The 19,099-nt window shown below is 52.2% G+C and carries 19 protein-coding genes and 1 tRNA gene; 7 read left to right on the top strand and 13 right to left on the bottom strand.

Annotated elements, in window-relative coordinates:
• Positions 1-129 precede the first annotated feature (129 nt).
• The gene (gene ubiG, locus GOB58_RS08040) at positions 130-873 is read left to right on the top strand and encodes a bifunctional 2-polyprenyl-6-hydroxyphenol methylase/3-demethylubiquinol 3-O-methyltransferase UbiG (RefSeq protein WP_173559869.1); all 744 of its coding nucleotides are present in this window, start codon (positions 130-132) and stop codon (positions 871-873) included.
• A 22-nt stretch (positions 874-895) separates the two neighbouring features.
• Here the strand turns inward: ubiG and GOB58_RS08035 are convergent, their stop codons facing one another.
• The 4 genes from GOB58_RS08035 to GOB58_RS08020 form a co-directional block, all read right to left on the bottom strand.
• Entirely contained in the window at positions 896-2,158 is a 1,263-nt protein-coding gene (locus GOB58_RS08035) for a lactonase family protein (protein WP_173559868.1), read from the bottom strand.
• A 26-nt stretch (positions 2,159-2,184) separates the two neighbouring features.
• Positions 2,185-2,736, bottom strand: a complete 552-nt coding sequence (locus tag GOB58_RS08030) for a DUF2147 domain-containing protein (protein ID WP_233133311.1) — start codon at positions 2,734-2,736, stop codon at positions 2,185-2,187.
• Between the two features lie 74 nt (positions 2,737-2,810).
• On the bottom strand, positions 2,811-3,071 hold the full coding sequence (grxC, locus tag GOB58_RS08025; RefSeq protein ID WP_086554159.1) for a glutaredoxin 3: 261 nt from the start codon (positions 3,069-3,071) through the stop codon (positions 2,811-2,813).
• A gap of 51 nt (positions 3,072-3,122) precedes the next feature.
• Positions 3,123-3,929, bottom strand: coding sequence for a ComF family protein (locus tag GOB58_RS08020; protein WP_173559867.1), 807 nt, complete (start codon positions 3,927-3,929; stop codon positions 3,123-3,125).
• Positions 3,930-3,966: 37 nt separating this feature from the next.
• Here GOB58_RS08020 and GOB58_RS08015 point away from each other — a divergent pair, with 37 nt between their 5' ends.
• Positions 3,967-4,845 (top strand): methyltransferase domain-containing protein, encoded by an 879-nt coding sequence (locus GOB58_RS08015; protein WP_173559866.1) that lies wholly within the window; start codon positions 3,967-3,969, stop codon positions 4,843-4,845.
• 11 nt (positions 4,846-4,856) lie between these two features.
• Here the strand turns inward: GOB58_RS08015 and moaA are convergent, their stop codons facing one another.
• The 3 genes from moaA to GOB58_RS08000 all read right to left on the bottom strand — a co-directional run bounded on the left by moaA (position 4,857) and on the right by GOB58_RS08000 (position 7,241).
• Positions 4,857-5,873, bottom strand: coding sequence for a GTP 3',8-cyclase MoaA (gene moaA, locus GOB58_RS08010; RefSeq protein ID WP_086554156.1), 1,017 nt, complete (start codon positions 5,871-5,873; stop codon positions 4,857-4,859).
• Between the two features lie 135 nt (positions 5,874-6,008).
• A complete protein-coding gene (gene galU / locus GOB58_RS08005; RefSeq protein WP_173559865.1) occupies positions 6,009-6,884 on the bottom strand; it encodes a UTP--glucose-1-phosphate uridylyltransferase GalU in 876 nt (291 codons plus the stop codon).
• A gap of 270 nt (positions 6,885-7,154) precedes the next feature.
• Positions 7,155-7,241 (bottom strand) — tRNA-Leu (locus tag GOB58_RS08000).
• Positions 7,242-7,316: 75 nt separating this feature from the next.
• Here GOB58_RS08000 and lipB point away from each other — a divergent pair.
• Positions 7,317-8,057, top strand: coding sequence for a lipoyl(octanoyl) transferase LipB (lipB, locus tag GOB58_RS07995; RefSeq protein ID WP_173559864.1), 741 nt, complete (start codon positions 7,317-7,319; stop codon positions 8,055-8,057).
• Here the strand turns inward: lipB and GOB58_RS07990 are convergent.
• On the bottom strand, positions 7,984-8,568 hold the full coding sequence (locus GOB58_RS07990; protein WP_173559863.1) for a LolA family protein: 585 nt from the start codon (positions 8,566-8,568) through the stop codon (positions 7,984-7,986). The genes lipB and GOB58_RS07990 overlap by 74 nt on opposite strands.
• Positions 8,556-8,897, bottom strand: coding sequence for a BolA family protein (locus GOB58_RS07985; RefSeq protein WP_173559862.1), 342 nt, complete (start codon positions 8,895-8,897; stop codon positions 8,556-8,558). Before GOB58_RS07985 ends, GOB58_RS07990 begins: the two co-directional genes overlap by 13 nt.
• Before the next feature lie 45 nt (positions 8,898-8,942).
• Here GOB58_RS07985 and GOB58_RS07980 point away from each other — a divergent pair, with 45 nt between their 5' ends.
• The 3 genes from GOB58_RS07980 (at position 8,943) to cobT (ending at position 12,601) form a co-directional block, all read left to right on the top strand.
• A complete protein-coding gene (locus GOB58_RS07980) occupies positions 8,943-9,533 on the top strand; it encodes a J domain-containing protein (RefSeq protein ID WP_086554151.1) in 591 nt (196 codons plus the stop codon).
• A 115-nt stretch (positions 9,534-9,648) separates the two neighbouring features.
• Complete coding sequence (locus tag GOB58_RS07975; RefSeq protein ID WP_173559861.1) at positions 9,649-10,647, top strand: AAA family ATPase; 999 nt, start codon at positions 9,649-9,651, stop codon at positions 10,645-10,647.
• A gap of 37 nt (positions 10,648-10,684) precedes the next feature.
• Positions 10,685-12,601 (top strand): cobaltochelatase subunit CobT, encoded by a 1,917-nt coding sequence (gene cobT / locus GOB58_RS07970; protein ID WP_173559860.1) that lies wholly within the window; start codon positions 10,685-10,687, stop codon positions 12,599-12,601.
• A gap of 25 nt (positions 12,602-12,626) precedes the next feature.
• Here the strand turns inward: cobT and GOB58_RS07965 are convergent, their stop codons facing one another.
• The gene (locus GOB58_RS07965; protein WP_086554148.1) at positions 12,627-13,607 is read right to left on the bottom strand and encodes a bile acid:sodium symporter family protein; all 981 of its coding nucleotides are present in this window, start codon (positions 13,605-13,607) and stop codon (positions 12,627-12,629) included.
• 124 nt (positions 13,608-13,731) lie between these two features.
• Between GOB58_RS07965 and GOB58_RS07960 the strand changes: the two genes are divergently transcribed.
• The gene (locus GOB58_RS07960) at positions 13,732-14,655 is read left to right on the top strand and encodes a hypothetical protein (RefSeq protein ID WP_173559859.1); all 924 of its coding nucleotides are present in this window, start codon (positions 13,732-13,734) and stop codon (positions 14,653-14,655) included.
• A 51-nt stretch (positions 14,656-14,706) separates the two neighbouring features.
• Here GOB58_RS07960 and GOB58_RS07955 read toward each other — a convergent pair whose 3' ends face one another.
• From GOB58_RS07955 to GOB58_RS07945, 3 genes are all read right to left on the bottom strand, one after another.
• Positions 14,707-15,144: a hypothetical protein gene (locus GOB58_RS07955; RefSeq protein WP_233127668.1), complete on the bottom strand. Its 438-nt coding sequence runs from the start codon at positions 15,142-15,144 to the stop codon at positions 14,707-14,709.
• A gap of 173 nt (positions 15,145-15,317) precedes the next feature.
• Positions 15,318-18,785 (bottom strand): transcription-repair coupling factor, encoded by a 3,468-nt coding sequence (gene mfd, locus GOB58_RS07950; protein WP_173559858.1) that lies wholly within the window; start codon positions 18,783-18,785, stop codon positions 15,318-15,320.
• A gap of 6 nt (positions 18,786-18,791) precedes the next feature.
• Entirely contained in the window at positions 18,792-19,070 is a 279-nt protein-coding gene (locus GOB58_RS07945; RefSeq protein WP_086554145.1) for an FAD assembly factor SdhE, read from the bottom strand.
• Positions 19,071-19,099: the final 29 nt, after the last annotated feature.

Raw genomic sequence — 19,099 nt, 5'->3', positions numbered from 1 at the left:
TTACCGCTTCACATGCAGATATGAAAGACGCAAAAGGAGAGTTATGAAGCCTTGCAAGGCGCGCCACATACTCTTTAAACCCTCTCTCGTCCAGCGGGTAAGCTCCGCAGGAAAGGAATTTTTCACAGTATGACCACCTCCAGCTCCGATTCTTTCTCCTCCGTCGCTCCGGATGAAATCTCACGCTTTAGTGCTCTGGCTGAAAAATGGTGGGACCCACGCGGCCCTATGCGCCCGCTCCATGCCATGAACCCTTTACGCATCAGCTGGGCATGTCGCCATATACCGGTTCAGGGCCGGCATAGCAGACGGGTCTCAGCCCTTGATATTGGCTGCGGTGCGGGGCTGGCCAGCGAAGCTCTCGCTAAGGCAGGTCATAATGTGACGGGCCTGGATGCCTCAGCAAACGGCATTGCCGCCGCCAGAAAGCACCTGGAGACGTATCCGCTGCCACGGGGTGCCGGCTCACTGTCTTACCGTGAAGGCAGCGCAGAAGAGCTTGCAAAAGAGGGCGCAAAATTTGACGCTGTCATAGCGTTCGAAATTATTGAGCACGTTACTAACCCGGCAGCTTTTATGGCCACACTCTCTCAGCTGCTTGAACCAGGTGGCACGCTCATTGTCTCGACAATGAACCGCACTCTCAGCTCACTTGCGGTTGGTAAAATCGGCGCTGAATATTTACTCCGCCTGCTACCCACCGGCACACACACGTGGAAAAAATTTGTCACCCCGGCAGAACTGGGTCGTTACGCACGGGCTGCCGGCCTTACAATTGAAGCTATTGCCGGCATGAGCCCCACAATAACGGGAGACTGGAAAGAAAGCCGCAACCTGAGTATCAATTATATCGCAGCTTTCAGAAAACTCTGAAAGCTGCGAGAGCATATGCCTGTCAGGCTGCGGGCAGCCTGAGAAAAGCAAAACATGTGGGGCTGCCTGCTGGCGTAAAGTCCCACGTGAAGCTTATTTTCCCGGTCGTTTTATCAACACGGAACGAAGTAATCGTATCGCTGCGCTGGTTGGCTACATAGAGATAGCTGCCAGAAGGATCAAAGCTCAGCGCACGGCCGTAATCTGCATGTGTCCAGATTTCATCAACCAGCGTTAAACCGCCATCCTTTGCCATCTGAAACACTGCAAGTGAATCACCAAGCCGATTAGAAACATAGAGGAAGCGCTCATCTGGCGATAAAACAATACCAGCAGCCAGAGTACTTCCTTTAAAATGAGCCGTAACTGTACTGACTGTCTGCCTCGGCGCAATTTTGCCGGTATCAGGATCAAAATCAGCAACAACAACTTTAGAATCCTGTTCACACAGAATATAAAGCCGCCTGCCATCTGAACTGAAACAAAAATGGCGTGGAGCAGAGCCCGGCGTCATATTGGTGAAAGGCACAGCTGCCGGCTTAAGGTGGCCCGTATCGAGGTCGATCGTCCAGACATACATACGATCAAGGCCAGCATCAGCGGCCAGAACAAACTTACCTGTCGGATCAGCCTGCACCATATGCGGATGCGCGGAAGAGTGATCACTGACCGCAAAATTACCTGTCGGGTTATCAGCCGCCCTGTCAGGCATTCTCGGGCCGGAATCATGTATCAGCTCGGTTGTATGCCCCAGTGACCCATCCGCCAGAACGTGAATAACACTCACGGTTCCCCCGGTATAATTGGCAATAAATACATATCGCCCCGAAGGGTGCACACTGACATAAGCGGGGTCAGCCCCGCCGGACGCAACCGTATTCAGCTTGGTCAGGGCTGCCGTTTCATGATTGACAGAAAACGCTGTGACAGAGCCACTATGCGTTGTGTCAAAGTCACTAACCTCACTGACGGCGTATAAAAAACGTTTATCGGGAGAGAGCACGATATAAGACGGGCTGTCTATATCGGTAAACGTCATGACATTCGTCAGCGAACCGGTTTCAGAATTCATTTCGAAAACTGTAATACCTGCCCCGTTCCCGCCGGGCGGGCCATGCTTTGTATATGCCCCGAGATAGCAGAATGTTTTCTGCTTTGATGGCGTAGTATCCTGCTCCGGCGCTTTTGCTGTATCATCCGCAGCAAAAGCACTGTGACTCCCGGCCACAGCTACGCCAGCCAGTCCTCCCAGCCCAAACAGCCGGCGAGAAAGAGAATTTTTCATTTAACGCGTTACCTTCACCCTTGATATCAAGGCAGCATCTTACATTCTGGCCCAATTTTCCCCGGTGTCTGATAACGGCTCCAGACCTGCGTCTCACCAAAAAGAGGCAAGCCTATATAGCCACGCAGCTTGAGCACATTATGTGAGGAGAGCCATATCTGAGCCTGATAAACAGCCCCGCTGTCGGGATCAAGAATTTTCCCGGACCACCGCTTACCGTCAGTCGGTTTAAAATCTGTCAGCATCAGCAGGTTACATTCTGACTTGCCATTTTTGTCACGGGGCACATTTGTGCCTTCGTACTGCAGTGCAACAAGGCGACCACATAATTTATCGCCGCATTCCTCCAGCCTGAACACACCATCCCGTTCCTGGCTCAGCCAGTATCCGTGAAGAGCCGCTTTATCAGACTGAGAAATACTTTTTGCCTGCACTGCAGCAGAACCAAATGGCATAACTGCACCGACACAAGCCAGAGCGGTTACCATCAGCGTAATAAAACATCTTTTTTTTCTGACCACTCTGACCTCACTCCATCTTCCGGAAGTATAACCTGCCGTCAGGACAGACAGTGACACTTCAACACCGCATCCTGCTGCACTCCTGACGATCAACCAGTTTTATGAAAGCACATTCAGCATATTAATATAAACTAATTAATACCCAGCAAATTATCGAGCTTGCCTGCACGATCGAGGCCCATCAGCTCTGTGCAGCCACCCAGAGCCTGATCACCGATAAAAATCTGCGGTACAGTCTGTGCTCCACCTGAACGCTCAATAGCCTCCTGACGCTCAGCCGTGCCACGAGGAGCGTTAATTTCTTTCATTTCCACACCCTTGCTTCGCAGCAGATCGACTGCACGCACACAGTAAGGGCACCCCGGCTGGGTATAAATTTCTACGACTGGCATTACGCCCCCTTTTAAAAAAAATCACAGGTGGCTTCATAAGTAGTGAAAAAATCATTCGTCTTCCAGAATGGATAACCCGAAATCTGCATTTTTTTGCAAAACCACACGTGCAGCAACAAGCAAAAACACCGAACGCACTCCGGCCTGTAACAATGCCTTCGTACAGGCCGAAGCCGTTGCTCCGGTCGTGAGCAGATCATCCACCAGTACAACGTCACGCCCGGCCATATCTGACACATAAGCAGAACGAACAGTGATAGCCCCTTCCATCTCCTGCTGTCGTTCCGCTTTCGTAAAGCCCGCAAGTCGCCCTGTGACACGACGCCTCTCAAGGCCGTCAGGCAAACATCTGAGCTTCGCACAACGGGCAACAGCCCACGCCAGCAACGCAGCCTGATTATAACGCCTTTCCATCAGGCGTTTTTTATGGACAGGAACCGGTATAACCAGGGATCCCTGGCGCAAAACGTCTTCTCCTGCCTGCCACATATAACGCCCGGCAAAGCTGGCATACTCAGGACGGTCCGCATATTTAAGACGCAGTAATAAGTCCCGTGCTGTTTTTTCATATACAAATGCTGAACGTGCAGCATGCCAGGGGGGAGGATGCTGTACACATTCAAGACACTCCCCTTCTGCATTCAGACACTCTGCGGAAGATTGCGGCAAAGCGCATCTGACGCAAAATGGCTGACCAACTGACACAAGATGCGCAAAACAACCTGCACACAGAAGACCTGACTGCTGTATTTCCTCACCACACAGAAGACACGCAGGCGGAAAAATAACATCTATGCCAGCAAGCGTTGCTTTTCTGGCCAATGCTGACAGCTTGCTCCATACTACATGTCTGCTCATTTTACTCTCTCAGTTCTGAAAGCGTGTCTCTGAGACTATGCAAGCTCCTATTATTTTCGATCGCAAAGCAATACGCCAGTATAAAGACAGGGCAGCAGATAGTCTGCATCATGTTGCCCCTGTTTTTGAGGCTGCGGCTGATATTCTTCTCGACAGGCTGAATGATATAACGCGCACGTTTGATACGGCCCTTGATATCGGTGGCAAGGGATTTATTGCACCACATCTCGCCGCAAAAGGTATCACTGTCGTGCAGTGCGAAAGCAGCCTTAAACTAGCGAGAGCCACATCCTCCCGAAGCTGGCACACCCTCTGCGCTGATGAGGAACAGCTTCCCTTTGCGTCTGAAAGTTTTGACCTGGTAACGGCCAGCCTGTCGCTGCACAGCATTAATGACCTTCCCGGCACCTTATCGCAAATACGCCACATATTGCGCCCTGATGGCCTGTTACTCGCCAGTATTCCCATACTGTCAACGCTGCGCCCGTTAAAACAGGCACTGGAAAACGCGGAGCTGGCTCTGTGCGACGGCCTTTCGCCCCGCGTTGCACCTTTGCCAACACAGCACAGCTGCGCAGCACTTTTGCAACGCTGCGGCTTTGCTTTGCCCGTTGTGGATACTGAAATTATACCCCTGCGCTACAAATCGCTCACTGGCCTGCTGCAGGATTTACGCCATGCCGGAGAGAATAATGCTCTGGCATTTCGTAGTAAAAAAATACCACCACGCATGCTGTTCCCCGCGGCAGACGCTGAAATAACCTATGATGAAGACGGTCGCTTCGCCATGCCGCTGCATATGGCAGTACTGACAGCCTGGAGCCCTGCCCCGACACAACCCAAGCCGCTGCAACCCGGACAGTTTACCCACTCTCTGGAAAGCGCGCTGAACGCAGCCCACCCGGACAAAGAATAAAATTACCGTCTTTAACCGCCGGTTACGCTCATATGCCGGGCCGGCCCCGACACTCTGCCCATTTTTTCATCAAGCAAAAAAGTGTGACCTGTGGGCTTACGGGAAATCGCTTCTTCGATACCCGTCAGAATAGCGGCATCATCACCGCCGCTGCGCATAATCTCACGCAGGTCTATACCATCCTCCTGGCCAAGGCAGGTATAGAGACGCCCCGTGCATGAAAGTCGTACACGGTTACAGCTACTGCAGAAATTATGACTCATCGGGGTAATAAACCCGATGCGCTGCCCGGTTTTTTCAACGCGCATATACCGTGCAGGCCCGCCTGTTCTGTCGCTCAGGGGGGTAAGAGACCAGCGTGTACGCAACTGCTCCTGCACCCGTGAGAGCGGCAGGTAAGAAGCTGTGCGATCCTCGCCTGTTTCCCCCATAGGCATGGTTTCAATAAGACAGAGATCAGCACCAATTTCGCCACACCATGACAGCAGCGCGTCAAATTCGTCATCATTGACGCCGGCCATCGCCACGGTATTAATGCGCACGGCAAGACCCGCTGCCCGCGCAGCACGAATACCATTCAGCGTAGTTGCCAGATGCCCCCGGCGCGTGATTTGCCTGAAACGCACATCATCCAGAGTATCAAGACTAACATTAACCCGCCTGACGCCCGCCTTATATAAAAGCTCAGCATAATCGGCCAGCAGAGTGCCATTTGTGGTAAGGGTCAGTTCATCAAGCATACCCTGCTGATCGGAATGATGCAGCCATTGCCCAAGCTCTGTGAAAAACTCTCCTATGTCACGCCTGACCAGAGGCTCCCCCCCGGTAATACGCAAGCGCCTGACACCCTGACGGATAAAAACACGCGATAACCGCAGAAGCTCCTCGAAAGACAAAACATCTTCACGAGGCAAAAAACGCATGTTCTCAGACATGCAGTAAACACACCGCATATCACAGCGATCTGTCACCGAAACGCGCAGGTAGGAGATATGTCGACCATCACGGTCGGTCAAAGAGGACACCATAGGTCCTTTAAGTAACAAAAAAGCTGACCGTTGTCGAAAAATTTAATGTGCCGACGACTGACATAACACAACTATATAAATACGTTATGTCAGTCGTTCAGCCAGTTTCAGCACGCTGGCTGAAATATATGCATATCAGCTATATTTTTTAAGAAACTCTTTAACCTCGCCGGCAAGATCAGGGCGATCAAGCGAGAACGCAATCTGCGCTTCAAGGAAGCCGATTTTATTACCACAGTCAAAACGCTCACCTTCATAGCGCAGGCCATGGAAAGGTGCTTCACCAATGGTTTTTGCCATAGCATCTGTCAGCTGGACTTCACCACCGGCGCCTTTTTCAAGCTTAGCCAGGTACTTCATCACGTCAGCCGTCAGAATGTACCGTCCGATGACTGACAGATTAGAAGGAGCGTCTTCAGGCTTTGGTTTTTCAACAAGCCCCTGCACTTCAACCAGACGGCCGTCGTCTTTACCGGTTTTGAGAATACCATAACGATTGGTATGCGCGCGCGGCACTTCTGTCACGGCAACAACACTGCCACCTGTCTGATAATAGGCATCAGCCAGCTGTTTCATGCAGGGAACGCCGGATTTAACAATGTCATCTGGCAGCAAAATAGCAAACGGGTCATCACCGATAAAGCTGCGGGCACACCAGATAGCATGACCCAGCCCAAGCGGCTCCTGCTGACGCACGGCAACGAGGGATCCTGCCTCGATCGAGCTGGGCTCAAGGGCTTTAAGTGCATCAGTCTTGTTACGCTCACGCAGTGTAGACTCAAGCTCATAAGCAATATCAAAATAGTCAATCAGCGAATCTTTGCCACGACCTGTGATAAGGCAAAACTCTTCAATCCCGGCAGCGCGTGCTTCATCAATGGCATACTGAATGAGCGGACGGTCAACAACCGTCAGCATTTCTTTTGGCATGGCTTTGGTCGCCGGCAAAAAGCGCGTACCCAACCCTGCTACCGGCAGGACTGCTTTACGTAAAGGCTTAGGTCTGGACACGAATACAACACCTTAAAGAATTTAAAGTTTAAATCCGGCACGTCACACGCATCAAAGCTTTTAGCAGCACTGTCACAACGAACAGGGGCAGAGCAACATGCTCCCGCAGTTCGACACAGAAACGAACACAGGAAGTAATTTGATAAACATATAATGAGGAAATTAAAAGGCAGGATCGTATGACAGTTAAAAAAACTGATATTTTTTCGTATAAAAAAGGCAAAAAAAACAGGCCTGAAGCCCGCTTTTTTTGTAACATTTTCAGTTAAATGGTGCGGCCGAGAAGACTCGAACTTCCACGGGGTATTCCCCCACAAGCACCTCAAGCTTGCGCGTCTACCATTCCGCCACGGCCGCACACGTTAACCTGTATCAGAAACTCCAACACCGTGTTACTGAAGAGGCGTATAACCCAACACGTATCAGGCCGCAATGACCAAAAAGCATTTTTTATGGGAAATAAGCAAAAAAACTATTTCCTACCCGTTTGCCTTCAGTCGCATGCAGGAAATCTCTCAGAAAATCAGGCAGGAAGGTGCGGCAGAACGCGTATGGCTGCTTGAACACCCCCCCCTCTATACAGCAGGTACATCAGCAAAGCAGGAGGACCTGTTTAACCCGCAAAATTACCCCACTTATGATGCCGGGCGCGGCGGGCAATGGACTTATCACGGCCCGGGCCAGAGAATCGCTTACGTGATGATGGACCTGCAAAAGCAGCACGGTACCATCCCTCCGCGTGATTTACGCGCTTATGTTCACGGCCTTGAAAAATGGGTTATCAGCACACTTTCAGACCTTGGTGCAGAAGGCGAATGTCGTGACGGGCGGGTTGGCGTATGGGTTACCGACCCCAAAACCGGCAAAGAGGAAAAAATTGCCGCTATTGGCGTAAGGGTCTCCCGCTGGGTCAGCTGGCATGGGGTTTCCATCAACCTGTCACCTGATCTGAATGATTTTGATGGCATTGTACCGTGCGGTATTCGTGAATATGGCGTCACCAGCCTGCAAAAACTCGGGCTTTCTTATACAAAGACACAGCTTGACCAGGCACTGATGAAAAACTGGGCAAAGATTTTCGGATCCCTGCCCTCTGCCTTTACCCCTGTTGAAGAAGATGAACCTCAAGCGTACGCCTGCGCTCATCCGTCACATGAATATCAGACAGGCTAAGTGTATTGTTTGAATCGGCAAATGTCAGTGTCACCAGCCCCTGGGAAGGGTTAGCTGCTCTTGCAAGTGAGATCTGCAAAACACCAGGCTGCTGCCTGACGTCAGTCACCATCACAGCACCTGAAAGCACAATGGGGTTGCCCATCAGTAATCCAAGCGGATTATGCGCAAGCCCCATACTGGTTTCAGAGCCATTCTGCCCATCTTTATACACAGCGTGCAGCCCTCTGGCTTTCAGCTCTGTGCCCGGGGGATCCTGATAAAACAGATACAGATAGCCAGGGCTGTAGGTCAGTTGCCCCATGCCTGTTGCACCATCAGGCCATAGCTGCGTAAACGGCACGGCATTAAGGTGTACAGTGCGTAAATACTGCTCGACGCGGTTAATCTGCACCTGCCTGCCAGCATCAGACGGCTTTTTTGTGCCCGCACAACCAGCCAGACTGAGCATCCCGCTCCATACCAGAACCTGACGACGAGATACTCTCCCCGCAGATATCACGTCGGACATGCTGCATCCTCCTCAGGTGTACGCAGCACCATCGCCAGGGCGTGTAAACCACTATCAAATTCAGGCTGAAGAATTTCATGCACCTTCCTGAAACGGTTAACACGGCTGACCCCTTCAAAGGCCGGACTGACCATCAGCAGACGAAAATGTGTCTCTGTTGCATTCTCTCCTGGTCCGCGCGCCATCGGCGCATGATGTGCATGACGGCTGCTTTCATCAAAAATTTCTAATTTCTGCGCACCAAAAAATTCAGTCAGCTTTTCACGAACACGCACAGAACGGGGGCCTGACGCCTCCTGCCCTGAAGCTTTACGACCAGAACCACTCATATCTTTCCCCTTGCACTGAAGCCTTCATAACGCACATAACCGCAGATGATGAAGCAAAGGAATACCCGACATAAGGCATTCGACCCTGATCCGGATGCACCACAACGATGCTGCGATATGCCTGACTGTACAGAACAGGCAGGATATCGGGCCCCTCGCTCGCGCGATACGCTCAACCAGTATTTCTGGTTTTGCCTCCCGCATGTCCGTGAATATAATTCACGCTGGGACTATTATAAGGGGATGAGCCCGGGGCAGATTGAAGCCCACCTGCGCGCTGATGTATCGTGGGAGCGCCCGTCATGGGCCTTCGGGCAAAGCGCGGCACGCCCAAAACATACACGATTTAATGAAGAGGATGTGCTTGACCCGCTCAACATCCTCAACCGCAGCCGTCAGGCCCGGGCTGAGCAATACCGCAGAAACGCCACGCCACGCGCACCGGCAGAACTGCGCGAACATCTGGCAATACTGGGGCTGAACTGGCCTCTGACCCTGACCGATGCGAAAGCGCGTTATCGTGACCTGGCCCGCAAATACCACCCTGACCGCAATAACGGAGACCGCCAGGCTGAGGAACGCCTGAAAGATATTAATATTTCCTATACAATAGTTAAGGCGCACCTTGATGTCTGAGGGGCTCGAAAAAATACACAAGCCGTGGCATGCTCCCCTCATGCGTTCTTAAAGATCAGCACAGGCAGAGGCTGCATCGTTTTTTCCAACACCACACGCACAAGATGGATAAAGAATGACCGATTCTTTCATTTCTGATTCAGCGGATTCACTTCCTCCTATTTCCGTTCTTTCTGCCCCTGACCTCGAAGTGTCCGCGCGTGACGTCTTTGGTATTGATGCAGACTTTAAAGTGCCGGCCTATTCTGTTCGCACCGAACATGTACCCGATATCGACCCGGCTTATCTGTTCGACCACGATACCACCCTCGCCATTCTGGCAGGTTTTGCCTGCAACCGTCGCGTTATGGTGCAGGGTTTTCATGGTACTGGTAAATCATCCCATATTGAGCAGGTTGCTGCCCGCCTGAACTGGCCCTGTATCCGTATCAACCTCGACAGCCACGTCTCTCGTATTGACCTGATTGGCAAAGATGCCATCGTGGTCAGAGACGGTCAGCAGATCACTGAGTTTCAGGAAGGCCTGCTGCCCTGGTGCCTGCGCCACCCCTGCGCTCTGGTGTTTGATGAATATGATGCCGGCCGCCCTGATGTGATGTTCGTTATTCAGCGCGTACTCGAAATAGAAGGTCACCTGACATTACTTGATCAGAATCGGGTGCTGAAACCACACCCATGGTTCCGCATCTTTGCCACGACCAACACTATTGGCCTGGGCGACACAACCGGGCTGTATCACGGTACGCAGCAGATCAATCAGGGGCAGATGGATCGCTGGAACATTGTTACCTCACTCAACTACCTGCCCCATGCGCAGGAAGTCGGGATCATTCTTTCCCGCATGAAAACCGCCCCGCAGAACAAAGAGGCCCGCAACACGATAGAAAGCATGGTTGCGCTGGCAAACCTGATCCGTGCTGGTTTTATGGCAGGCGACCTCTCTACTGTCATGTCACCGCGTGCGGTCATTACATGGGCTGAAAACGAACGTATTTTTAAAGATATTGCTTTTGCCTTCCGCGTCACATTCCTCAATAAATGTGATGAAGCTGAACGCAATATCGTTGCTGAATATTATCAGCGCTGCTTTAACACCAGTCCGTTTGCAAAATAAGGATGCCTGCGTTTTCTGAAAGAAGGATCGTCATATTATGACTGACAGCAGGACAGGCCCGCAGCCGCCCTCTCCGGGGCATAACCAGACGTCTGCCTCTCATCAGGATAAGCAGGTCGAGGCTTTCAGACAGGCGACAACAGCAGCCTTTCGTGCACTTGGCGGCACAAAAGAAACTGAAGTTTCTTTTCTGACCGGCAACGCACCTCTTGCACCTCTCAGCCATGAAGGTGCGACGGCCCGACTACCCTCGCCCTCCCGCCGCCTGAAAGAGGAGGAGATTTTACGTATTCGTGGTGCTGCTGATGCCCAGGCACTGCGCCTGAAGCACCATAATGCCAGGCTGCACCGCGCCAGGCTGCCTGAAGACAGCACTGCACGCGAGGTTTATGACGCACTTGAGCAGGCCCGAATCGAGTCTGTCGGGGTACGACACCTGAAAGGAGTGGCCGCAAACCTGCGCCACCGCCTTGAAGCGGAGTGTGAAGAAAGTGGCCTGGGTAAAATCACCAGCCCGGCACAGCTCTCACCAGCCGTTGCTCTCTCCCTGCTTGCACGTGAAGTCATGACAGGTGAAGCACCACCTGCCGCGGCAAAAAATATTCTCGAACAGTGGCGTCAGGCTATGCCGGCCAAAGCACTGACAGCTCTGACGCATCTGAAAGAAACACAGGATAATCAGGAGAGCTATGCGCAGGCTGCCCGCCAGCTTATGGGAGCCTTTGCCCTGGCAGAAGAGGAGGAGGAAGACGACACCCCCTCTGATGAACAGGACGATGATCTGCCCGCTGACGAAGCCGCCCCACCTGAAGAAAGTGAAACGCCCGAAACAGAATCAGACGAGACTGAAACCACCCCTGAGGCACTGGAGGAGCAACCCTCGGCTGAAACAGGTGAGAGCTCGCCTGACACGCCGCAGGAGCATGAAGAAAGCGTAAAAAGCGCAGGGGAATCAGCCGGACACGGTCACCACGAAGATTCACCCTCAGACGATACTCCGCCTCCTTACAAAGCCTATACCACACAGTTTGACGAGGAAGTTCCGGCTGAATCGCTGTGTGATCCACAGGAGCTCACCCGCCTGCGTCGTCAGCTGGACCAGCAGCTCACAACCCTGCAGGGCGTTGTGTCGCGGCTGGCTAATAAACTGCAACGTAAGCTTATGGCTCAGCAAACCCGCTCGTGGCAGTTTGACATGGAAGAAGGTCTGCTGGATGCCGGGCGCCTGTCACGCATTATTGTTAACCCAATGCTGTCGCTGTCTTATAAGCAGGAGAAAGATACCGAATTTCGTGACACAGCCGTCACCCTGCTTATCGACAACTCGGGGTCAATGCGTGGACGCCCCATTTCAGTTGCTGCGTCATGCGGTGATATTCTGGCCAGAACACTCGAACGATGCGGTGTTAAGGTCGAAATTCTCGGCTTTACAACCCGTGCCTGGAAAGGTGGACAAAGCCGTGAAAAATGGATTCAGAACGGCAAGCCAGAACAGCCTGGCCGGCTGAATGATCTGCGTCATATTATTTATAAAGCGGCAGATATGCCCTGGCGCAGAGCCCGTGCGAATATGGGACTGATGCTGCGCGAAGGTCTGTTAAAAGAAAATATTGATGGTGAGGCCCTGCTCTGGGCCTATCGCCGCCTGCGCGCACGCCCTGAAGCGCGTAAAATTCTTATGGTCATTTCAGATGGTGCTCCGGTCGATGACAGTACCTTGTCGGCAAACCCGCCTTCATACCTGGAGGATCACCTCAGAGAGGTCATCCATATGATCGAGAATCGCACCCCGGTCGAATTATCAGCCATCGGGATCGGGCATGATGTCGGCCGCTATTACGGGCGGGCTGTGACCATTACTGATGCCGAAGAGCTGGGGGGCACAATGCTCCAGTCTCTCTCAGCATTGTTTGATGACACTTACAAAAGCGGCAAAAACCGCAAAAGCAGATAAGGCAAATAGCCGGTTTATTAACCGGCTATTCTTCTGACAGGGCAGCACCTGCGGCGGCTCTTCTTTTTGTCACCTCAGCGAAGCGACGTGCCAGAATAGCGCAGATAAAAAGCTGTATCTGATGAAAAATCATCAGCGGCAGCACGATAATACCAACACTTGCTGCCGGAAACAGCACGTTAGCCATGGGTACGCCTGATGCGAGAGTTTTCTTTGAACCGCAGAATATAACCGCGACCTCATCACGGAACGGCAGCCCGGCCAGACGGCAGGTCAGTGCCGTAACAATCAGCACAATAGCCAGCAAAATAAAGTCAACGACTGCAATCATGCCCAGCTCACTCAGCGGCAGCTTGTGCCATAGCCCCTGCATCACGGCATCACTAAAGGCGGCATAAACAACAACCAGAATTGAACTGCGATCAGTCAGAGACAACAGCTTTTTATGCCGGCGTGCCCAGTTACCAATCCATGGCTGAAGCAGCTGCCCCGCAATAAAAGGCAACAAAAGCTGAAAGACGATATCAAGTCCGTTACTATCCTGCGCTCCATGCCGAGCAAGGATAAGCCCGACCAGAACAGGTGTTATAAAAATACCAAAGATATTAGAGGCCGTAGCTGCACAGACCGCAGCGGACGTATTACCCCCCGCGATAGAGGTAAATGCAATGGACGACTGTACTGTTGAGGGCAGGCAGCATAAAAATAATACACCAAGCCAGACATCATTCTGCAACAGCCCTGGAAAAGCCGCATGAAAACCAAGGCCAAGCAACGGAAACAAAATAAAGGTGCAGCATAAAATTAAAATATGCAGGCGCCACGCTGTCAGCCCGTCGACAACAGCGCTGCGGGAAAGCCTGGCACCCTGCAGGAAAAACATAATGCCGATGACAATAATCGCCAGCCAGTGAAAAACTTCAACACCCGCGCCATGACACGGCACAAATGTTGCAAGGAGAACGGTGCCTATGAGGCTAAGCAAAAACGGATCAACACCAAACATGTGACTTCATACTTTCACATCCAGAGCTCAGAACATGGGCTATGCAAAAAACGCATAATACAAAAAATTTCCGCCTCCAGAAACTCGTTGCACCAGGCGCCTGCTTGAGCCACCCTTACACCAAATGAAAACACGCCACATCCTCCCCCTTGCCTCTCTCACGTTTGTGAGCGTGGCTTTCTCACCGCGTACGTTTGCAGCCCCACCGGCTGCGTGCGCTATTGTCAATCACGGCGGCAAGCAGGTTACTGATAAAAATATTACATATACCTCTTCCACAATCTCCACGCCGGATCACAAAACCTCTCTCTCTATAGGAGAGATGAGTTACACGATTTCAGCCGCGGCCTCTGCGACTGACCTGCAGGATCAGGCAGATGCGGCATCATTGCTGCTGGTTTCAGCTATGGTCGGGCACCATAATGCCGCCTGTTCAGCATGGCTAAAAAAACAGGGACAGGCCATTGCAACCGGCCTTGAGGCTGGTCAGTCTTATAACCTGACATGGAGCAACGCTTCTATCAGCCACCAGAAAACTGGTATCAGCCTGAGCTCAGCAGCACTGTCCCTGTCGGGTAAAACCGGCGAAGGCAATGCAGCTGCTTCACTGGCTATGCAGGGGCTGGCCTATAAAAACATTGCCAACCAGGATCTCCTCCCCGAATCAGCACATGCGGCCTTCTCTCTGCCTTCTTCCGAGCTGCCAGGACTGATGGCTGCTATCGGTGGCAAAACAAAAGAAGCTCCGGCTGTTCACGTTACAATATCGGATTTAAGTGCACAAAATAGCGACATCACCCTGGGTGGTCATGGCTCAGCCGTATTAACGGGTAATGTCGATGCAACCTCGGCAGAAGGTCATCTGGAAATACAAAATATTGAGAGCCTCATTCAGAAAGTGCGCGCTATTGGCCAGCTTAAGCTTGCTGCTGCACTCGTTATGGCCCGCTTTGTCAGTCATCGCGAATCTGATGGTGGCAACTCATGGAACGCAACCTGGTCTGGCGGTATACTGACCGTTAACGGTATTCCCCTACCCATCAAATAAAAAAAGGGTAGAAAATCTCCCCTTTTTTAACACCTGCGACTATATCAGGGCTTACCAGCCGGGGCCATAGCCAACGAAACCTGGTCCCCATGGAGAATCCCATGCGCCCCATTCGTTCCAGTTCCACTGCGCATCTTCATATGTCTGTGCTGTTGTTGCCTGCTCGTTCAGCAATGCTTTTGTCTGAGCATATTGCTGGTAGCGATCATAGGCAGCCTGATTGCCAACATACAGGCAGTCGCACACGACCGGGTCAGCATAGACATAGTAAACGTCTTTACCTTTAACACGACTGACAAAATGATGTGCCGGAAGACGGGCCAGCATCGCTTTTTGTGCTGCTGTCGTAGCGGGCTTATCAAGAAAACCTGCCGCCGCAAGGTGATCTTCTTTAGCAGCAACTGCCTGCTTTGCAGACTGACAGCCTGGCAAAACGACCAGTGCCCCCAGAACAAAGGCTGCTACACCACCTTTTAATACATACTTCATAATGTATTCCTGTTTTGTACCAACGAACAGGCAGAGCCCTCCGCCTGTTCTTTAGGCAGGCGATATTTGACAGACAGCTCGCCTGTACCAGATCACGACAGATATCAGAGTATTGATTTCTTCTGATAATTTTTATCATTAAAAATTTAACAAAATCAACCTAATAATACCCTCTAAGAATTTTTCTCTGCCAGGCGTGCAAAATCACGCAGAACCCTCCGCGCCAGATCAATACGCTGTACATTTGTCAGCTCGCGCACCACCGCAAGTTTATGATCAGCACGCAGCCTGACTGTGCCATCCTTCCAGCGGTTCATCCATCCTGCCAGCCCCTGCGGGTCACAGAACTGATTTTTACGGAACTGAAGCACCATACCTTTTGGCCCGGCCTCAACACGTTCAACACCGGCACTACGGCACAGACGTTTAAGATCAACAATATCAAGCAGGTTCTTCACTTCAGCTGGGACAGGACCAAACCTGTCAACCAGCTCAGCCTCCATCGCCTCAAGTTCTGCATCACTGGCAAGACCGCTGATCCGCCGGTATAGTCCCAGCCTGACAGGCAGGTCAGGCACATACTCAACAGGAATAAGAACAGGCAGACCGACGATAATGTTAGGGGTCCAGTCTCTGTCCTCAGCGCGTTTGCGTTCTTTATCAGCACGCAGCTCAGCCACGGCATCCTCAAGCATCTGCTGATAAAGTTCTATCCCGACCTCGCGCACATGACCTGACTGCTGGTCACCCAGCAGGTTACCGGCACCACGCAGGTCAAGATCGTGCGATGCCAGGGTAAAGCCTGCACCCAGCGTATCAAGCGTTTGCATAATTTCGAGACGCTTCTGTGCAGAAGCTGAAAGTACGTGCGTTTGTGGCCATGTCAGATATGCATAACCACGCTGCTTACCACGCCCCACACGCCCGCGCAGCTGATAGAGCTGCCCCAGACCGAACATATCTGCACGATGAATAATGAGCGTATTCACCGCAGGCATATCCAGCCCGCTTTCAACAATATTAGTTGAAAGAAGAATATCATACCGGCCATCAGAAAACTCTGTCATGACCTGCTCAAGCTCCGTCGGGCTAAGACGGCCATGAGCCTGAACCATACGAGCGTCCGGCACAATTTCTGCCAGGCGCTTTGCCAGATGGTCAAGGTCTTCTATGCGCGGTGCAACACAGAAAATCTGCCCCCCCCGGAAACGCTCCCGCTGAATTGCTTCACGGATCACCACACTGTCAAACGGCATGATAAAAGTGCGTACGGCCAGCCTGTCAGTCGGTGGGGTGGCGATCAGACTCATCTCCCGCACACCGGAGAGGGACAGCTGCAATGTGCGCGGCAGCGGTGTGGCTGAGAGTGTCAGCACATGGACATCCTCGCGCAGGGCTTTCAGTTTCTCTTTGTGCGAAACACCAAAATGCTGCTCTTCGTCAATAATCAGCAGGTCGAGAGAAGTAAACTGTACGGTTTTTGCCAGCAGCGCGTGAGTACCAATGACAATATTCACTGAACCGTCGGTAATACCCTTACGAACCTGTGTTGCCTCTTTACCTGTCACCATACGCGAAAGCTGTGCGACCTTAACAGGGAAGCCCTCAAAACGTGAGAGAAAGGTTTTATAATGCTGGCGGGCCAGCAGGGTTGTCGGCACAACAACAGCCACCTGCCCGCCCGACATCGCAGCCACAAAGGCGGCGCGTAATGCAACCTCGGTCTTGCCGAACCCAACATCTCCACACACCAGGCGATCCATCGGACGACCAGAGTTCATATCCTCCAGAACATCGGCAATCGCCCTGGCCTGATCATCTGTTTCAACAAAAGGAAAACGTGCACAAAACTCATCCCACAGCCCTTCGGCCGGTGCGAGAGCCGGTGCCTCCTTCATTGCACGGGCTGCAGCTGTACGAATCAGATCAGAAGCCATATCGCGAATGCGCTGCTTCATACGCGCCTTACGACCCTGCCAGGCTACTCCTCCCAGCTTATCCAGCGGTACACTGGCCTGGTCAGAACCAAAGCGGCTCAGCAGCTCAATATTCTCAACCGGCAGATAAAGCTTTTCATTTCCGTCATAAAGCAAACGCAGGCAGTCATGTGGCGCAACACCAACACTTACAGTCTCAAGACCATCATAACGGCCGATACCATAATCCTGGTGCACAACGAGGTCACCGGCAGTAATTTCGCCTGCCTCAGCAATCAGTTCATCAGCACGGCGGCGGCGGCGCGGCGGACGGCCAATACGCTCACCCAGCAGGTCCTGCTCTGAAACAAAGGCCATATTGTCAGCAACGAAGCCGCGTTCCAGCCCCAGAGTGAGCAATCCCACCACACCAGGTTTTGCTTTTTTTGCCTCAGCCCAGCTGTCATAACTCTGGCTGGTCACACCATGCTCGCGCAGCAAAGTCGCAATACGTTCGCGTGAACCACGCGTCCAGGCTGTGACATAAGCCCGGCGTTTCACCTCACCCCACTCGCGCACCTGTTCACCCAGAAGGCCAAAAACCTGCTCGCGCTCAGCACCTGCAACGATTTTAGAGAACATTTTACCAGGGCGGCCACCGACATCGAGGCCACTGGCACCATCGGGCATAGCAAACGGGCTTAATGTCACACAGGGGAAACGGGCGAGAGCAGCATCCCACCCCTTCTGATCAAGATAAAGCAAATGTGGCGGCAAAGCCCTGTAAGGTGTTTCTCCTTCGCGCACAGGCTGACGGCGCGCCTGATAATGATCTTCGATCATCTCAAGGCGTGCATGAAGTATTTCACCCACCTGATAATCGAGAGAGACTGAAGCCCCCGGCAGATAATCAAACAGGGTTTCAAGATTTGTATGGAAAAGTGGCAGCCAGTGCTCGAGGCCCGGATAGCGTCTGCCTTCAGAAACATACTCATAAAGAGAATCAGATGCTGCAGCAGGACTGAACACATCGCGCCAGCCTGTACGAAAACGTGAAATACTGTCGGAATCGAGAGAAAGCTCAGAAACAGGCCGCAGCGTAAGCTCTGTCAGGTGGCCGGTTGAGCGCTGACTGCCCGGGTCGAATGTTCGGATATTTTCAACTTCATCACCGAACAAATCAAGCCTGACCGGCTCTGATGCACCTGCAGGGTACAAATCGAAAATACCACCACGGGTGGCAAATTCACCCGGCTCCATCACGGTGTCAGTGCGGGTATAGCCATTAGCAACCAGCAGCTCACACAAAAATTCCTGATCGAGGCTCTCACCCTGCTTTATGGCAAGAGACTGCCCCTCGAACGTACTGCGGGGTGATACTCTCTGCACAAGGGCAGCTGTTGTTGTCAGCACAAGCCGGGGTTTCCCTCCGGCTGGCTCAAGCAGGCGCGTAAGTGTTGCTACCCGCTCAGCAACCAGGGCCGGGTTAGGTGACACCCGGTCATAAGGCAGGCAGTCCCAGGCCGGAAAACGCAGAACCTCAACATCATCAGCCACATAAGCCAGCAAATCAGCAAGCCGGGCAACGGCGGCATCATCACGGGCAACATGTAAAACGACGTTTTTATGCTCTCTCGCTCTGCGGGCCAGCAAAAAGGCATCATAGCCTTCTGTCACACCCCATACAGAAACAACCTGACGCTCTGAGCCTGCCTGTGCAGTCATTACTATTTATCCGTTATTTTTGGCACGGCAGCTCTCAACCATGCGGCGCAACATAGGGTTCACATTCTCTGCGGGCAAAGGCAATCGTCCAAACAGCCAGTCTGTCAGTTCAGGGTCTGGCATCTGCATCACAGCTTCCATATCGGTCAGTTCTGCTTCTGTCATGGTAGCCACAGTGTCTCTTACAAAATCACCGATTATAATATCGGTTTCAAAAGTACCTCTGTGGTTAGCACGAAAGATCAGCCTGCGACGACGTGCAACGAGTGGATCATTTTCTGTCATGATGTTACTATCATTGTGGTTCATAATGC

This window comes from Acetobacter thailandicus, from assembly GCF_011516655.1.
Classification (GTDB): domain Bacteria; phylum Pseudomonadota; class Alphaproteobacteria; order Acetobacterales; family Acetobacteraceae; genus Acetobacter; species Acetobacter thailandicus.
This window is presented reverse-complemented; position numbering and strand designations above follow the sequence as displayed.

Bases quoted from the DNA above. Each gene is read 5' to 3' on its own strand.
- cobT (WP_173559860.1), top strand. From the start codon at position 10,685: ATGACTGACAGCAGGACAGGCCCGCAGCCGCCCTCTCCGGGGCATAAC.
- GOB58_RS07960 (WP_173559859.1), top strand. From the start codon at position 13,732: ATGAAAACACGCCACATCCTCCCCCTTGCCTCTCTCACGTTTGTGAGC.
- ubiG (WP_173559869.1), top strand. From the start codon at position 130: ATGACCACCTCCAGCTCCGATTCTTTCTCCTCCGTCGCTCCGGATGAA.
- GOB58_RS08020 (WP_173559867.1), bottom strand. From the start codon at position 3,929: ATGAGCAGACATGTAGTATGGAGCAAGCTGTCAGCATTGGCCAGAAAA.
- GOB58_RS07945 (WP_086554145.1), bottom strand. From the start codon at position 19,070: ATGACAGAAAATGATCCACTCGTTGCACGTCGTCGCAGGCTGATCTTT.
- GOB58_RS07990 (WP_173559863.1), bottom strand. From the start codon at position 8,568: ATGTCCGACGTGATATCTGCGGGGAGAGTATCTCGTCGTCAGGTTCTG.
- grxC (WP_086554159.1), bottom strand. From the start codon at position 3,071: ATGCCAGTCGTAGAAATTTATACCCAGCCGGGGTGCCCTTACTGTGTG.
- mfd (WP_173559858.1), bottom strand. From the start codon at position 18,785: ATGACTGCACAGGCAGGCTCAGAGCGTCAGGTTGTTTCTGTATGGGGT.
- GOB58_RS08015 (WP_173559866.1), top strand. From the start codon at position 3,967: ATGCAAGCTCCTATTATTTTCGATCGCAAAGCAATACGCCAGTATAAA.
- GOB58_RS07965 (WP_086554148.1), bottom strand. From the start codon at position 13,607: ATGTTTGGTGTTGATCCGTTTTTGCTTAGCCTCATAGGCACCGTTCTC.
- moaA (WP_086554156.1), bottom strand. From the start codon at position 5,873: ATGGTGTCCTCTTTGACCGACCGTGATGGTCGACATATCTCCTACCTG.
- GOB58_RS07985 (WP_173559862.1), bottom strand. From the start codon at position 8,897: ATGAGTGGTTCTGGTCGTAAAGCTTCAGGGCAGGAGGCGTCAGGCCCC.
- GOB58_RS07975 (WP_173559861.1), top strand. From the start codon at position 9,649: ATGACCGATTCTTTCATTTCTGATTCAGCGGATTCACTTCCTCCTATT.
- GOB58_RS07980 (WP_086554151.1), top strand. From the start codon at position 8,943: ATGATGAAGCAAAGGAATACCCGACATAAGGCATTCGACCCTGATCCG.
- lipB (WP_173559864.1), top strand. From the start codon at position 7,317: ATGACCAAAAAGCATTTTTTATGGGAAATAAGCAAAAAAACTATTTCC.
- GOB58_RS07955 (WP_233127668.1), bottom strand. From the start codon at position 15,144: ATGAAGTATGTATTAAAAGGTGGTGTAGCAGCCTTTGTTCTGGGGGCA.
- GOB58_RS08035 (WP_173559868.1), bottom strand. From the start codon at position 2,158: ATGAAAAATTCTCTTTCTCGCCGGCTGTTTGGGCTGGGAGGACTGGCT.